The following is a 14,127-nucleotide window of genomic DNA, read 5'->3' as shown; positions in this document are numbered from 1 at the left end:
AAGTGACGTGCCGGACTTACCTCAGCGATGCGCTCAGCGATGCGAAGAAACTCTCCGCGGCTTGGCCGACTTGAGCGGGCGTGAGAGTCGAGCGGCTCCAGAGTTCGATCACGGCCATGTCGGCGCCGGCGATGACCCCCGCATAGAGTCGCGGGCGGGCGTCGCGGGCGCCGTCGACCCCCAGGGACACCGAGCAGTATGCCGCCAAGGCGTCGAGTAAGCCTTCCTGGCGTTCACCCCGGGTGCGGGCTAGGACATCCGGCGCTTCCGCGGCGGCCGCACGCCATAAGTTCACGGCATCGAGGTCAGCTCTTTCCGCGCCGAAACGCGAACGGATCGCCTCCCATGCTGTGGTCAGTGGCGTCGGGCTGGGCTCGAGCGATGCGATTGTGTCGACGGTGGCCGCTAACTCGCGTCGTGCATAGGCGAGCAGGAAGTCCTCTTTAGTCGGGAAATACCGGAAGAGTGTGCGCGCCGAAACGCCCGCTTCTTCGGCGATCTCGTCGACCGTGACACTGCGAAAACCGTGCGCGGCAAACAGCGTGAGTGCGATCCGCTCGTACTCGTCAAACAACACACGCCGCCGTCGCTGCCATCCCGGGGCGCTCGATACTTCCGACACCGGCACATTCTGCATCTTCGTCGGTATGGCCGCGCGGGTCGCGCTCTCGGGCACTGCACCCTGGGTCCTACCAACACGGAGCCACGCGCCAACCGCGTGTCAGTGTACTGTCAGATAGCCGGGCGGTCGGTACGCATCCTTGATGCCGTGGTGGGTGTTGTGTCGAGCCGCCGCATCGGCAACTGAACAAGACGACTGATGGCGAAGACAATCATCGTTACGGTGTGGCATCGTTGGTAACCGCGGTCAGCGGGAGGCCTAGGCCAGTTGGAGTCGCTGTGCGGGAAGTCGACCTCCAGCACATGATCCGGTCGATCGTCGTCGGGCACCTCAGCGAGCAACTCGGCGGCGCGTTTGGGTGAGTTCGGCGGCGACGAGCGACTGGCCGCTCGTCGCCGCCGTGCTCTGGCTTGCCCTGCCGGTGAGCCCACCTGGGCTCGCGGATAGTTGGCATCCAGCCGCGCGTTTTCTTCGAAGATCAGCGAGCATTACGCCAGATTTCGGAGGCTTTAGCGGCGCGATGGGCCTTGGCGCGTTCGTCCGGCCCCCGGGTGTGTTTCTTCGGGCCAGTTGCATTTCGTACTATCGAGGCGGTCCAACCACTAAGCTCACTGTGGCAGTTGACTGACAAAGGAGGGTGGACGGTGGCGGGTCGCAAGAAGCTGGTGATTGGTGCCAGCGGGTTCTTGGGGTCGCATGTCGTACGCCAACTGGTCGAGCGGGGCGAGGCGGTACGAGTTCTGCTCCGTCGCACCAGTTCCACCAAGGCTATCGACGACCTCGAAGTCGAACGTAGGTACGGCGACATATTCGATTGCACCGCGGTGCGGGAGGCCATGGATGGTTGCGACGATGTCTACTACTGCGTCGTGGATGCCCGGGCCTGGCTGCGTGACCCCACCGACCTGTTTCGCACCAACGTCGAAGGGCTGCGTCAGGTGCTGGATGTCGCAACCAACGCCGAACTTCGTCGTTTCGTGTTCACCAGCACGATCGGCACCATCGCGCTTTCGGACGACGGGCCCGCTACCGAGGACGAGCCGTTCAACTGGCTCGACCGGGGCGGTGACTACATCCGCTCGCGCGTCGAGGCCGAGAATCTGGTGCTGGACTATGCGCGCCACCGCGGTGTGCCGGCGGTTGCGCTGTGTGTTTCCAACACCTATGGCCCCGGCGACTGGCAACCGACCCCGCACGGATCGTTGGTAGCCATGGCTGCCGCGGGAAAGATGCCGGTCTATGTCAAGGACATGGCGATGGAAGTGGTCGGTATCGAAGATGCCGCACGCGCGCTGATCCTCGCTGCCGACAAAGGCCGTGTCGGAGAGCGCTACATTATTTCCGAACGGTTCATCAGTGCCCGCGAACTGTATGCAACGGCCGCTGACGCCGCCGGCGTCAAGCGGCCACGGTTCGGAATCCCGCTCAAAGCCATGTACGCCTTGGGATTTTGCGGAGACGTGGCCGCAACCGTGCTTCGCCGCGACATGTTGCTCTCGACGCTGGCCGTGCGGCTAATGCACATCATGTCGCCGATGGATCACAGTAAAGCAGAGCGGGAACTGGGCTGGCATCCCGAACCGATCCACGACTCGATTCGAAAAGCAGTCCATTTCTATCGCAGCCGAGCGGCCGCGGACCGCTCCGACTCGCGGGCGCGATAGCTCGGGTGCGTGAACGCTTGTGGCAACCGATGGAAACCTGGATGGTGCGGGCTGCCCGGGTTGACGATTCGGGTGCGCAGCCATCTGCTCGGGTACTTCGCTGGCGGCGCCGGAACTCGGAAATAACGCCGGTCGAAAACCTACACGAGATGGAAATAGTGAAATAGTTCTACAATTGTGCCTGTTCGGGTAGCATCCCCGGTGCAGCATGTGAAACGCCCAGCCACTCCGACCCGGAGCTCGCCAGATAGGGCGCTGCGCATTCGCACTCAACAGAATCCAGGAAGGACAGCCGATGGACGATCACCTGGTTTACCGCGGAAAAGCAAAGACAAACCCGAATGTGGACCTTTGGGACTCCAAGGGCACCTACATCGTCAACTGCGATGACGTTCCGTGGACACCCGTGCGCCCCGGCGAATGGGGAAAACTTTTGAACTTCGATCCGGCGAGCGGCAAGTACACCGTCCTGTACAAGCTGGCGGCGGGCGGGACCGTGCCGGTACACACCCATTTAGGTGCGACGGAGTTCTTCGTGCTGCAGGGAAGTTTTGGTTACGAGGCGGGCGTTGTGGGCGCCAACGGGTACGGATTCGAATATCCGTTCGCTGTGCATGAACCGGTGGCGTCCCAAGACGAGGACCTGATCATGCTGGTCATCAACTACGGCAACACACAGGAGTTCAACGAGGACGGCACACCCGGGCCGGTGGTGGGGATGGCTGGCTTCATCGAGCAATGCCGAGCCAACAACGCCTTGAAGCACTTGGAAGAACACCTGCCATTCCCCCCGAAGATGGGCTGAGTGGTCGGTACCACGGACAAAACTGAATGAGGTAGCCGATGGCGAAGACGATCATCATTACCGGCGCCAGTGACGGGATCGGACGCGCGGCGGCACGTGCTCTTCACCGAGCCGGACACACGGTCGTCGTGGTGGGACGTACGATCGATAAGACGAAGGCGGTGGCCGACGAAGTTGGCGGGCCGTACCACCTGTGTGATTTCGCCCGTCTCGACGATGTTCGGCAACTGGCAGCGGAGTTACTGGAGCAATACCCGGTTATCGACGTCTTATGCAACAATGCCGGCGGCATCATGGGCAAGCGTCAAATCACGGTGGACGGATACGAAACGACCCTTCAAGTTAATCACTTGGCGCCGTTCCTGCTGACCACATTGGTCCTGCCGCGGCTCGTCGCGAATAAAGCAACGGTGATCGCGACGTCGAGCAGTGTCAACCGCAGCGGCCGGATCCGACCAGATGATTTTGATGCGCACCGAAAATACTCGGCCACCAGCGCATATTCGGCCGCCAAGTTGGCGAACATCCTGTTCACCAGAGAGCTTCACCGACGATATGCCGAAGCCGGGGTTGCCGCCGTGTCATTCGAGCCTGGTCCCGTGGCGTCGAATTTCGGCGCCGATTCGACGCTGCTGATGCGCCTGCTGTACCACTCCGTTGCGAACCGTCTTATGCTGGCGCCTGAACGAGGCGCGGACACCTTGGTGTGGTTGGCCGACACAACGCCGGGACCCGACTGGTCTCCCGGCTTGCACTACAAGAAGCGGCGACCCGCAAAAGCAAACCGTGCAGTTGACGAGGTGGCACTCAGCGCCAGCCTCTGGGAGCAAAGCCAGCTGATGGTGGCTTGATGGACGCGACGCTACCCGCTGTCGGCTCACCTGCGGTGGTCGAATTTATGCGGCGCAATCCCCGAGCGTTTCTCTTCTGTCGGGACGAGTCGGGGCGGCCGATCGGCTATGCGATGCACTCCGTGGGATGCCAGCCCGGACACCTGTACTTCACGACCTACGTCAAGAGTCCGAAAGTGAAGCATCTCATTGCCGACCCCGCAGTGGCGTGCGTCGTGGTCGGTCAACACGATGGTCACGATGGGCCGTGGGTCTCGGTGCGCGGTACCGCCGAGATCTATCAGCCATCGGCTGCGGAGGTCGATGCGATGATTGGTGCCAGGCCGCCGGACCACCGTATCGGCGAGTCAGTCGTGGCCAAGGTTCGGGACCGGTTGATCAGCGGCAAGCGCTGCATTATCCGTATTGCGGTCGATGAGGTATGCGCAGCGCGATTCTCGAGTGCCGATGCGGGACCGAGTGATCGTGCCAGGTGAGCGAAGAGGCGGTCCCGTCCGTATGTCAGCCGACGAATTGACATCGTTTCTGGGCGAGGAACCGACGGGGGCGATCTGTTTGACCGACGTCGATGGTGCGCTGCTAGCAGTACCCGCGCGTGTGCTTTCTCACCAAGATGATCTCTTGAAGGTCGAGATCAGTGGACTGGACATGCTGCCTGCGCCCGGGACGGCCGCGTGCGTTGTTGCCGATCGCTTCTCTTCGTACGAGTCCATCCGCGGAGTCATCGCGCAAGGTTCAATTGCGTCCACTCCGCGCAGTGGGTCGCCCCGGCCGACCGTCGCGGTTGCGCTCGCTCGTACGGTTACATTTTCTTTCGCCAACGTCACCCGATGATCGCCCCGGCCAGGCTGCCCCGGTGAGTTGCCTACTAAGTTTCGTGCCGGCCGCGTAGCGCGACGCGGTTGACCTTTCCCGCGTGGTTCAGCGGCAAGCTAAAAACGTCATACCAGTAGGCTGGCACCTTGAAACCAGCAAGCCGGGAGCGAGTGAAGGTCCGCAGGTCCCCATGATCGGGCGGACGCATGGGGTCGGCGCTCACGATGAAGGCGGCCAAGTCCTCTCCGAGCCGCGAATCCGGGACACCGACCACGGCTGCTGCGGCGACCCCCGGATGGCTGGCAAGCACGTTCTCGACCTCGAGCGGGTACACGTTCTCACCGCCGCGGATGACCATGTCGTGGCGGCGACCTCGCAGGTGCACATACCCCTCGGCGTCGACCGCCCCCAGGTCTCCGGTGTGTAGCCACCCGTCGGTTCCGTGGAACGACAGATGCGGTGCTGCGGCCAGCAATTCGCCGGTGCCAGACTCGTCGGGGTTGTCGATGCGCAGACGCAAGCCGGGAACCGGATGACCGACGGTACGCAGCAAGTCGGTTCGCCCCTCCGCCGCCCGGCGATGGTCCTGCGGCGAAAGACAGGTGATCGGACTGCCTTCCGTCTGGCCGAAGAGATTGACCAGGCTGACCTCGGGCAGCGCGTCGAGCAGTCGGCGCAAAGTGGCGGGGGAGATCGGGGACGCACCGTAGATCAGCGTTTGCAAGGGCACCGTATCGAGCAGATTTTCTGCCAGTAACATCTCGATCATCGAGGGAACCAGCAGGCAGTGTGTCACGCCCAGTGGGGGCAGGCTCCGCCACCACTCAATCGAAAATCGTTGAGTAGCAACGATGGTAGCGCCCGCGTGTAATGCGACGAGCGTATTGCCCAGTCCGCCGATATGGTGGATCGGCGAGCCCGTGGCGTAGCAGTGGCCTGGGCCGATGGCGATGAGTTCGCGCAATAGCGCGGCACGGGCCTCAAGGACTGTTTGGGTGAATGCCACGGCTTTGGGCGTACCCGTCGTTCCCGACGTGTGCAGATAGAAGGCGGGCCCCGGCGGAGTCGATGCCAGCGGTGTAGCTGACGCTGTTACGGATAGGGCGGTCACCACGACGACCCGCACACCGGTGATCTCCGCGACCGCATGTGCCGTCGCGAGGAACGCTGATTCGGTGAGCAAAACCGGTGAACCGGTGTCGCGTACCGCCGGTGCCAACTCATCCGCTGACAGGAGCGGTCCCAGCGGAGCTAGCGGCGAGCCGGCTACCGCCCCGCCCAACAGCAGTGCCAGCGAGTCGGAATTGGTTGTCAGCAAAGCCGGGACCGCATGATTGGGCGGGACCGCCAGTTCGGCAATGAGATCAACGGCGCGCGAGGCCTTTTGAATGAGCTCCCGACCGCTGACGGCCGACGAGTCGTCAATCACGGCGGGCCGGTCATTGTCCGCGTGCATCGCCACTACCTGCTGCAGCCACGTCATGGTTTCGTCAGCAATACACTCTGCACCGTTCGATCAGCGTGCGCGCCAGCAGCTCTGGATGGCTGACCATCACGTCATGACAGGCGTCGAGGGCGATCACCGTTTGCACGCCGCCGAGCGCCTCGATGCTGGCGTGCTGGGACTGGACGGAAAGCGCCCGGTCGCTGGTGGTCAGGATCCACGTCCGCGGCACGTCCTGGGGCAGGCCGCTGCGGTCGACGGGCTCGGCGATAATGCGCGTCGACTCCGGGTACAGCCGGGACAGTGTGAATCTGCGCTGTTCCCGCGTCATACCGTTGCAGAACGCGTACCGGGCCGCAGGCTTCGGAGCCATCATCGGTCTGCCGATCCTCGCAGCACGTCGGGCGAACCAGGCCAGCGGTCCGTCGAGGGTGTCCACGATGGCCGAACCCTGCGGTGGTACGAAGGCGGTGGCCAGGATCATCTCCCGAACGCGCGGTGAACCCAGTTTGGTGACGACGCCGGGCACCGTCACTCCAGCCATCGAATGACCAACGATCACGATGTCACCGAGCCCGGCTTCCTCGACGTCGGCGACCACCGAATTCACCCAGTCGCCGATGGTGTCCGTCGCCAGGTTTCCCGGCTTGCCGCCGTGGCCGGGCAGGTTCACCGCGAGCGTGCGCAATTCCGGTGCCTGCCGACGTAGCTCGGCGACGGTCAGATCCCAGCAATCGCCTGCGTGTTCGCCGCCGTGGACGAGCACCAAATCCGGCAGTGGCATGGCAGCGGGTCCTTCAATGGTCAGCGGTGGATCAGTTGTGACGCCAGGGCGTCGATGTCGGTGCGAAAGTCACTGAAGCTGCGGCTGGCCGGTTCGACGGTGATCCAGGTGACACCGGCGTCGCCGTACGCGGCGCGTTGGGGCCGCACCGCCGAGCAGAACGCCTCGCAGTCGCCGCTGACCAGCAGGTCCGCTTCGAACGGGACGAAGGACACGTCGGCCTGGCCGCGACCCAGTTCGGCGCGGCGCTTGTTGACGACGGCGATCCATTCAGCCAGGGTGGCAATGTCTTCCAAGGGCTGGGCGCGGGTGATCGCCGCCATCTCACCGGATGCCGCCATCGGCATCCAGCCGTCGGCGACCTCGACGACGCGGCGCCGGGCAGCAGCGCTGTTGCCGCCTATCCAGATCGGCGGACCACCCGGCGTCACCGGCAGCGGAAGGGCGACATGGTCGCTCACCCCGAACTCCGGACCGCCGTGCTCATCACCAGCCCAAGTGGCCTTCCAGGCTTGGATCGCCTCATCTAGCAACGCGCCCCGCCGGCCGAAGTCAGCGCCCAAGGCGTCAAACTCCGACTTGAGGTAGCCGGCGCCGGTTCCCAGCGTAAAGCGGCCGCCGGACAGCAGGTCCAAGCTGGCGGCCGATTTGGCGGTCAAGTAGGGACTGCGGTAGCCCGACACCAGGATGTAAGTCATCACTCGGATACGGGTGGTGGCGGCCGCAGCGAAACTCAGCGACACGAACGGGTCGAACGCGTGATGACCGCCGCGGGCCAGCCACTCGCGGTCGGGGTATGGGTGCTCCGACATCGAAAAACCGTCGAAACCAGCCTGTTCCACCAGCTTGGCCACGTCGCCGAGGCTCGCGCCCTGGCTCCATTGGGCCCAGTGCTTGACCGCTCGCATCGGGAACATCAGGTTGTACCGCACAGCGCTCCTATCGCAACAGTGAGCGGGCGATGATTTCCCGCTGAACCTCGCTGGAACCTTCGCCTAGACGTTTGACCCGCAGGTCGCGGAACCAGCGCTCGAGCGGTAGTTCCTTGGACAGTCCCAAGGCGCCGTGGATCTGGATGCAGCGATCGAGCACCCGGTAGGCAGCCTCGGTACCGTACAGCTTGGCGATGGACGCGTCTGTTCGCACATCAGCGTAGCGTAGGTCGATGTTCCACGCCGCTTGATACATCAGCAGTCGTGCGGCGCGCAACTCCACCTCGCTGTCGACGAGCATCCATTGGATGCCCTGCTTGTCGGCAAGCTTGCCTCCGAACACATCTCGGTCGCGGGCCCATTGACAGGCCTCTTCGAGGGCTGACTGCGCGATGCCGATGGGGCCGGCCGGGTAGATGATCCTGCCGTGCACGAGGAAGTCACTGGCTAGGGCGAAGCCCTGCCCCTCCTCGCCGATCAGTTGGTCGTCAGGAATGCGGACATTGTCGAAATGCAGCTCGTAGGGCGCGAACGACGCCATCACCCCGATCCGGTGGAAAGTGAGTCCAGGCGTGTCCTTTTCGACGATGAAGCAGGAGATCCCGTTGCGTCCCTCACCGGTACGGGCGTACACCACCCCCCAGTCGGCACTTGGTGCGTGCGAAATCCACATCTTCGAGCCATTGAGCACATAAGCATCCCCGTCGCGCACAGCCTTGAGCTGAATCGCCCGGGCCGGATCGGATCCGCCCGCCGCCTCGGTGATAGCGGTATACGCCTTGGTCATCGCGCCGTCGATAATGGGCCGGGCGTACTTGGCGAATTGCTCGGGTGACGCCTTGAACATGACGTTGGGGGGGTTTCCGCCGAACGCACCGAGGGCCGGGAAGAATGCCCCCATCCGGCATTTGGACGCCTCCTCGGCGACGACGACTTGACCGAGAACGCTGAGTCCGGCGCCGCCGAACTCCTCTGGTGTCTGTAGTGCCCACAGGCCGAGCTCCCGTGCCTTAGCCTGCAATTCGACGAGCTCTTCGCGCGGTAGGCCGACGGTGTCGTGTTCCAGCTTCGCCTCAAGGGGATGAACGTAAGCCGCCATGAACCGCCGTACCGTGCCGCGGAGCATGATCAGCTCCTCCGGCAGCTCCCAGGCTCCGGCCGTTGCCGCGTCCAGACCGGGCATCTATGCTCGCTGCGCCGCGGCGAGCCGGTGCTGACGCGCATTTTCCAGCTGCGGAACGTGGTTGGCCTCGTACTGCTCGATCCACTCCTGCGGCAGCTTGCTCCAGGCCTCGCCGATCCGCAGCCGTTGCGCCGAGCTGAACAGCTCCGCGGCTACCACGTCACCGACGAAAATGGTGTTTTCGTCATTATCCAGCGCGCCGGTGACCCGGCATTCCACATAACTGTGCGCGTCCAGCAGGATCGGGGAGCCGGTGACGCCTGCCCTGGTCCGCAGCTTCGAGATCTTGTCTCCGTCGCGCCCCGAACTGCCGCCGAGCGTCATCAGGATCTCCAGCGATTTGTCGATCTCGTCAGCACCTGCGGACAGCATGTGCATCGCGAAAACTCCGGAGTTCACCAGCATGTCGTGGGTCTTGTTGTACTTGGTCAGGCTGACGGTGGCCCGCGGCAGCTCCGGCACAATGCCCGCCGAGCCGGCCGACAGCGACATCAGTCCGTTGGCGACGTCGTCGTCGATTGTGGTGACGGCAACCGGAAACGGCCGCAAGCCGGCCAGAACGCTGTTGGCCGCATCGAAGTCGATAGTCATGTGGTCTCCTTGTTGGTTCGACGCTCATCCGAGCGTGAATGGATCACGGGTTGCCCCGGACAGTTCCACCCACACCGCTTTGGTCTCGGTGAAATCCTTGATGGCCGCGATGCCGTTTTCGCGGCCGATGCCGCTGTGCCCGACGCCGCCGAATGGCACGTGGGGTGCGACAACCCGATATGTGTTGACCCACACCGTCCCCGCTCGGAGCCTGGCCGCGACCCGGTGCGCCCGGTGGACGTCCTTGGTCCACACCGCAGCGGCCAGGCCGAATTCGGTGGCGTTGGCCGCTGCGATTGCTTCGTCTTCGTCGCTGAACGGCATCACCGCCAAAACCGGGCCGAAAATCTCTTCGGCCACCGCCCGCATCGACGGGTTCACCCCGGTCAGGACTGTCGGCTTGACGAAGAAACCCCCGAGGTCGCCAGCGGGTTCGCCGCCATAGGCAATCGTTGCACCCTGTTCGCGTGCGGAAGCGAAATGCGATAACACCTTTTCGTACTGGGGCCGATTGGCCACTGGGCCCATTTCGGTGCCGGGATCTTTCGGGTCGCCGAGCTTGATCGTCGATGCCCGCGCGATGACCTTGTGCACCAACTCCTCGGCGACGTTTTCGTGCACCAGTAGCCGTGACCCGGCCAGGCACGTCTGGCCGGTGGCGGCGAACACGCCCGCGATGACACCGTTAGCGGCCGCATCGAGGTCGGCGTCATCGAAAACCACTTGAGCCGATTTGCCGCCCAACTCGAGGCTGAACCGGGTCATATTCTCGATCGCGGTCTTGCCGACCTGAATGCCGGTCGCCGTCGAGCCGGTGAAGGCAATTTTGTCCACGTCCGGATGTGCCGCTAACGCGGCACCCGTCTCGGGCCCCCATCCGGTGACGACGTTGACCACCCCGGGCGGGAAACCCGCCTCGGCGAACAACTTCGCGAATGCCAGCGTCGAAGTCGGTGTGTGGTCACTGGGTTTGATCACAAACGTGCATCCCGCTGCCAGGCCTGCAGCCAGCTTCCAGGTCAGCAGTAATAGCGGTGAGTTCCACGGCGTGATCGCGCCGACCACCCCGACCGGTTCATGACGGGTATAGACCAAGTAGTTTCGCTTGTCGGTCGGGATCACCTCGCCCTGAAGCTTGTCAGCGAGTCCGGCGTAGTAGAAGTAGTAGTCCGGCAGTGAGCGCATCTGTCCGACCATCTCGCGCACCAGCTTTCCGCCGTCGCGGACCTCAAGATCGGCCAGGCTCTCGGCCTCGCGTGCGACGATTTCGCCGAGCCTCCACAGAAGTTTGCCGCGGGCGGTCGCAGTGAGCTCGCCCCACGGCCCGTTCAGCGCGGCTCGTGCGGCAGCCACCGCACGGTCGACGTCGGCGGCGCTCGCATCGGGGACCCTGGCCCACGTACGGCCGGTGAACGGATCGACGCTGTCGTAGGTCGCACCGGAGACGGCGGGGGTCTGCTCACCGCCGATTAGTAGCTCGAACGCAGCCAGTTGTTGAGTCGCTGTCTCGGTCATCATCGTCCTCAGCGCGTCCGTGGCGGTTTCTTGTTGGTACGCGAGTCGCTGCGGCCGTCACCGGCGTTTCCGAGGTGGGTGTAAGCCATGCCATGGCGCTGCCGCAGGCTCGGCGAGAGATCCCGGGCCTCCCACATTGCTCGCACCGTGCCCTGAACACCTTGAGGGCGGCGGGCGGCGATCTCGGCGGCCAGTTCGGCGGCCCGGTCGCGCAACCGCTCGTCGGGCACGATCTCGGTAACCAGTCCGATGCGCAACGCGGTCTGGGCGGTCAACCGCTCCTCGCTGCCGAGCAGCGCCCACCGCATCACCTCGCCGTAGGGAACCCCGAGTCCCAGCATGCCCATCGGCTCCAGGGCCGAGACGATGCCTACGTTGGCGTGCGGGTCGAAAAAGGTCGCGGTCTCCGCGCAGATCGAGAAATCACATTCGTTGACGAAGTACATCGCACCACCGGCGACGATCCCGTGCAGGGCGGCGATCACCGGCTTCCACACCTTGTGTGCCTTCGGCCCCAGGACGGCTCCGGGATCTTCCTGGTTGAAGATCGGCTGGTGCGTCCACCAGGTGCCCTCGGAGACGTCGATCCCGGTGCAGAACGCCCGGTCGCCGTTGGCGCGCAGCACTACGACGCGGATGTCGTCGTCGCCACGGACCCGGGCCCATGCCGCGCAGAGTTCACCGGCCATCGCTTTATTGAAGCTGTTTAGTTTGTCGGGCCGATTCAGTGTCACCGTGGCGACGTGGTCGGCGACGTCGAACTCGATCGTGGTGAGCTTGTCCAAGTCGGTCACGGCCGCTCCTTGTTGGGCCCGGATAGCACCGACATTCTCGCAGCCGCGCTGTTGCCCTCGATGACCTGACTAACTATCTCCCGTTTGAGGATCTTGCCGGCTGGCCCTAGCGGGAACTCCTCGCAGAACTCGAACCGGCGGGGCTGCTTGTAGCCGGCCAGCTCTGCTCGGCACAGCACGGTCAGTTCAGCGGTGAGTTCGCCCAGGTCGGTGACGTGTGGCTTAGGGATCACCGCCGCGACGGGCGTCTCCCCCCACTCCGGGTCGGGTACGCCGACCACCGCGACCAGGTCAACGCCGGAATGCTGTGCGATAACCCGTTCGATCTCCGCGGGGTAGACGTTGAAGCCTCCAGAAATGATCATGTCGGTCATGCGGCCCGTGATATGCAAGTAGTTCTCGGTATCGAGGTAACCCAGGTCGCCGGTGTGCAACCCGTCGGGGCGGAATGCCTCGGCGGTCTGTTCCGGCCGGTTCCAGTACCCGATCGCGTTGGCCGGGCTGACGATGACGATCTCGCCAACGTCTCCGGCGGGAGCCTCATTTCCCTCGGAATCGATGATGCGTATCGAGCACATCGGTGTCTCCTGACCGCACGACGTGGCGATCGAGGTCTTGCCGGCGACGATGTCGCGATGGTCCCGCGGAGTCAAGATCGTCGCCTGGCCGCCACACTCGGTCAAGCCATAGCGCTGTTGGAGATCGCAGCCGAGAAGGTCCATCGCCTTGCGCGCCAGTCCCGGCGGAACCGGTGCCGAGCCATAGGAGATCCGGCGCAGACTGGACATATCGCGGCGTGGACCCTCCTCGAGGATGGACAGCGTCCGGTGCAACATGGTCGGAATGAACGTCGTGAAAGTGATTCTGCTACGCTCGATTTCGTCGATCACGGCCTGTGGGTCGAACCGCTGGTGGATCACCATGGTTTGACCGAGGTAGAGCCACGATACGGTGCGCACCATCCCACCCGCGGTGAAGAACGGCGTCGTGGCCAGCATCACATCGGATCGGTTGGCCTCAGTGACCAGGTTTGTGTCGGCAGCCTGGTAGAGCAGTCCGCGATGGGTGTGCATCACGCCCTTGGCCCGTCCGGTGGTGCCACTGGTATACAGGATGACCGCGACGTCATCGGGGCAGGGGCGCAGCTGCGGCGCGGCGGGCCGGGCGTGTGCCAACGCGGTCTCGTAGTCGGTGATCAACGCATTATCGCCGATCGCTTGGCGCGCACCGATGCCCAACAGCACAGCCAAACCCGCCAGTTCGTCGATGAACCGCTCGAGGTGGTCGGCATGAATAATCACGGCACGCGCCCCGGAATCGTCGCGGACGTGGGCGAGTTCGTCAGGCGCGAGCCGGATGTTCACGGGGACCGCGATCAGCCCCGCCTTGGCCAGCCCGAACGAGATCTCCGGCCACTCGATGCAGTTACGGGCGATCACCAGCACCCGATCCCCAGGCGCCAGCCCCCGGTCGGCCAGCAAAGACGCCAGCCGCCGGGCCCGCTCGTCGACCTCTGACCAGGTGTGTTCCCGGTCGGTGTCGACCAGGGCACGCTTGCTCGGATAGCGCCGGGCGTTGTTGGTGGCGATATCTCCGATCAGCATGGCCGTCATATCAAGAATGCCAGCGTGTCGAGCGCTCCGCCGGCGTCGATCAGGTGTACCACCTTGCGTACCAGGCGCAGCTCCTCTCCCGATCGACGAACGGTGTGAATCACTCGGCCAGCCCAGAACCGTTGACGCAAACGGTATTCGAACAGCGCGAAGTTGGACTCGACGGTCACCGAGTCGGGTGTCTGATCGATGATCTCGCTGTTTGAGATCAGCCGGCGCATCACCGATGGCGGGGTCTGGGAATGTCGATTGCCGGTGTTCAGTTGGGCCACCCGGCTTTTGATCCGCCTTCGGTTGTCATTGATGTAGGCAAGGGTGGTGCGTGGGTCGTCATCCGGGTGCATCGGCACCCGGTATACGACCGCGTCATCATCGTCGGCCCACAGCGATTCCCACTCCGAGTAGCGACCCTCGTCGGCCAGCCGGGCTTCAAGGTAGAGAAATGCCAGAATGTCGGCATCCGGCATCGGCCGTGTTGCGGGGCGGGTCACCGGTTGAGATTCAACAGTCATC

Annotated in this window: 14 protein-coding genes; 4 read left to right on the top strand and 10 right to left on the bottom strand. The window is 64.0% G+C overall.

The features are described 5' to 3' along the window. Positions 1-16 precede the first annotated feature (16 nt). A complete protein-coding gene (locus BST10_RS16770) occupies positions 17-676 on the bottom strand; it encodes a TetR/AcrR family transcriptional regulator (protein WP_235673549.1) in 660 nt (219 codons plus the stop codon). A gap of 590 nt (positions 677-1,266) precedes the next feature. Between BST10_RS16770 and BST10_RS16765 the strand changes: the two genes are divergently transcribed. The 4 genes from BST10_RS16765 to BST10_RS16750 all read left to right on the top strand — a co-directional run bounded on the left by BST10_RS16765 (position 1,267) and on the right by BST10_RS16750 (position 4,418). After that, positions 1,267-2,286, top strand: a complete 1,020-nt coding sequence (locus BST10_RS16765) for an NAD-dependent epimerase/dehydratase family protein (protein ID WP_083039163.1) — start codon at positions 1,267-1,269, stop codon at positions 2,284-2,286. A 295-nt stretch (positions 2,287-2,581) separates the two neighbouring features. Then, positions 2,582-3,091, top strand: coding sequence for a cupin domain-containing protein (locus BST10_RS16760; protein WP_083039161.1), 510 nt, complete (start codon positions 2,582-2,584; stop codon positions 3,089-3,091). Between the two features lie 38 nt (positions 3,092-3,129). Beyond that, positions 3,130-3,942 (top strand): SDR family NAD(P)-dependent oxidoreductase, encoded by an 813-nt coding sequence (locus tag BST10_RS16755; RefSeq protein WP_083039159.1) that lies wholly within the window; start codon positions 3,130-3,132, stop codon positions 3,940-3,942. Further along, positions 3,942-4,418, top strand: coding sequence for a pyridoxamine 5'-phosphate oxidase family protein (locus BST10_RS16750; protein ID WP_083039157.1), 477 nt, complete (start codon positions 3,942-3,944; stop codon positions 4,416-4,418). The genes BST10_RS16755 and BST10_RS16750 overlap by 1 nt, the downstream gene beginning before the upstream one ends. A gap of 392 nt (positions 4,419-4,810) precedes the next feature. On the opposite strand, the gene BST10_RS16745 is transcribed toward BST10_RS16750, so the two are convergent. The 9 genes from BST10_RS16745 to BST10_RS16705 are packed head-to-tail and all read right to left on the bottom strand — an operon-like array spanning position 4,811 to position 14,126. Next, the gene (locus BST10_RS16745) at positions 4,811-6,241 is read right to left on the bottom strand and encodes a class I adenylate-forming enzyme family protein (protein ID WP_083039155.1); all 1,431 of its coding nucleotides are present in this window, start codon (positions 6,239-6,241) and stop codon (positions 4,811-4,813) included. A 7-nt stretch (positions 6,242-6,248) separates the two neighbouring features. Further along, a complete protein-coding gene (locus tag BST10_RS16740; protein WP_083039154.1) occupies positions 6,249-6,986 on the bottom strand; it encodes an alpha/beta fold hydrolase in 738 nt (245 codons plus the stop codon). Positions 6,987-7,006: 20 nt separating this feature from the next. Further along, positions 7,007-7,903, bottom strand: a complete 897-nt coding sequence (locus tag BST10_RS16735; RefSeq protein ID WP_205277460.1) for an LLM class F420-dependent oxidoreductase — start codon at positions 7,901-7,903, stop codon at positions 7,007-7,009. Positions 7,904-7,925: 22 nt separating this feature from the next. Then, positions 7,926-9,101 (bottom strand): acyl-CoA dehydrogenase family protein, encoded by a 1,176-nt coding sequence (locus BST10_RS16730; protein WP_083039151.1) that lies wholly within the window; start codon positions 9,099-9,101, stop codon positions 7,926-7,928. Beyond that, positions 9,102-9,692 carry a flavin reductase family protein gene (locus tag BST10_RS16725; protein WP_083039150.1) on the bottom strand — a complete coding sequence of 197 codons (591 nt, stop codon included), beginning with the start codon at positions 9,690-9,692 and terminating at the stop codon, positions 9,102-9,104. It lies immediately after the preceding gene. Positions 9,693-9,716: 24 nt separating this feature from the next. Continuing rightward, complete coding sequence (locus BST10_RS16720) at positions 9,717-11,207, bottom strand: aldehyde dehydrogenase (RefSeq protein WP_083039148.1); 1,491 nt, start codon at positions 11,205-11,207, stop codon at positions 9,717-9,719. Between the two features lie 8 nt (positions 11,208-11,215). Further along, positions 11,216-12,001: an enoyl-CoA hydratase/isomerase family protein gene (locus tag BST10_RS16715; protein WP_205277370.1), complete on the bottom strand. Its 786-nt coding sequence runs from the start codon at positions 11,999-12,001 to the stop codon at positions 11,216-11,218. Continuing rightward, positions 11,998-13,605 carry a class I adenylate-forming enzyme family protein gene (locus BST10_RS16710; protein ID WP_083039219.1) on the bottom strand — a complete coding sequence of 536 codons (1,608 nt, stop codon included), beginning with the start codon at positions 13,603-13,605 and terminating at the stop codon, positions 11,998-12,000. The genes BST10_RS16715 and BST10_RS16710 overlap by 4 nt, the downstream gene beginning before the upstream one ends. Before the next feature lie 5 nt (positions 13,606-13,610). Further along, complete coding sequence (locus tag BST10_RS16705; protein ID WP_205277461.1) at positions 13,611-14,126, bottom strand: aromatic-ring-hydroxylating dioxygenase subunit beta; 516 nt, start codon at positions 14,124-14,126, stop codon at positions 13,611-13,613. Between the last annotated feature and the right edge of the window lies 1 nt (position 14,127).

The organism is Mycolicibacter algericus DSM 45454 (assembly GCF_002086455.1).
GTDB lineage: Bacteria > Actinomycetota > Actinomycetes > Mycobacteriales > Mycobacteriaceae > Mycobacterium > Mycobacterium algericum.
The sequence above is the reverse complement of the archived record's forward strand: the minus strand, read 5'-3'. Positions and strand labels throughout refer to the sequence as shown.

Bases quoted from the DNA above. Each gene is read 5' to 3' on its own strand.
- BST10_RS16760 (WP_083039161.1), top strand. From the start codon at position 2,582: ATGGACGATCACCTGGTTTACCGCGGAAAAGCAAAGACAAACCCGAAT.
- BST10_RS16755 (WP_083039159.1), top strand. From the start codon at position 3,130: ATGGCGAAGACGATCATCATTACCGGCGCCAGTGACGGGATCGGACGC.
- BST10_RS16750 (WP_083039157.1), top strand. From the start codon at position 3,942: ATGGACGCGACGCTACCCGCTGTCGGCTCACCTGCGGTGGTCGAATTT.
- BST10_RS16745 (WP_083039155.1), bottom strand. From the start codon at position 6,241: ATGACGTGGCTGCAGCAGGTAGTGGCGATGCACGCGGACAATGACCGG.
- BST10_RS16740 (WP_083039154.1), bottom strand. From the start codon at position 6,986: ATGCCACTGCCGGATTTGGTGCTCGTCCACGGCGGCGAACACGCAGGC.
- BST10_RS16735 (WP_205277460.1), bottom strand. From the start codon at position 7,903: ATGTTCCCGATGCGAGCGGTCAAGCACTGGGCCCAATGGAGCCAGGGC.
- BST10_RS16730 (WP_083039151.1), bottom strand. From the start codon at position 9,101: ATGCCCGGTCTGGACGCGGCAACGGCCGGAGCCTGGGAGCTGCCGGAG.
- BST10_RS16725 (WP_083039150.1), bottom strand. From the start codon at position 9,692: ATGACTATCGACTTCGATGCGGCCAACAGCGTTCTGGCCGGCTTGCGG.
- BST10_RS16720 (WP_083039148.1), bottom strand. From the start codon at position 11,207: ATGACCGAGACAGCGACTCAACAACTGGCTGCGTTCGAGCTACTAATC.
- BST10_RS16710 (WP_083039219.1), bottom strand. From the start codon at position 13,605: ATGCTGATCGGAGATATCGCCACCAACAACGCCCGGCGCTATCCGAGC.
- BST10_RS16705 (WP_205277461.1), bottom strand. From the start codon at position 14,126: ATGACTGTTGAATCTCAACCGGTGACCCGCCCCGCAACACGGCCGATG.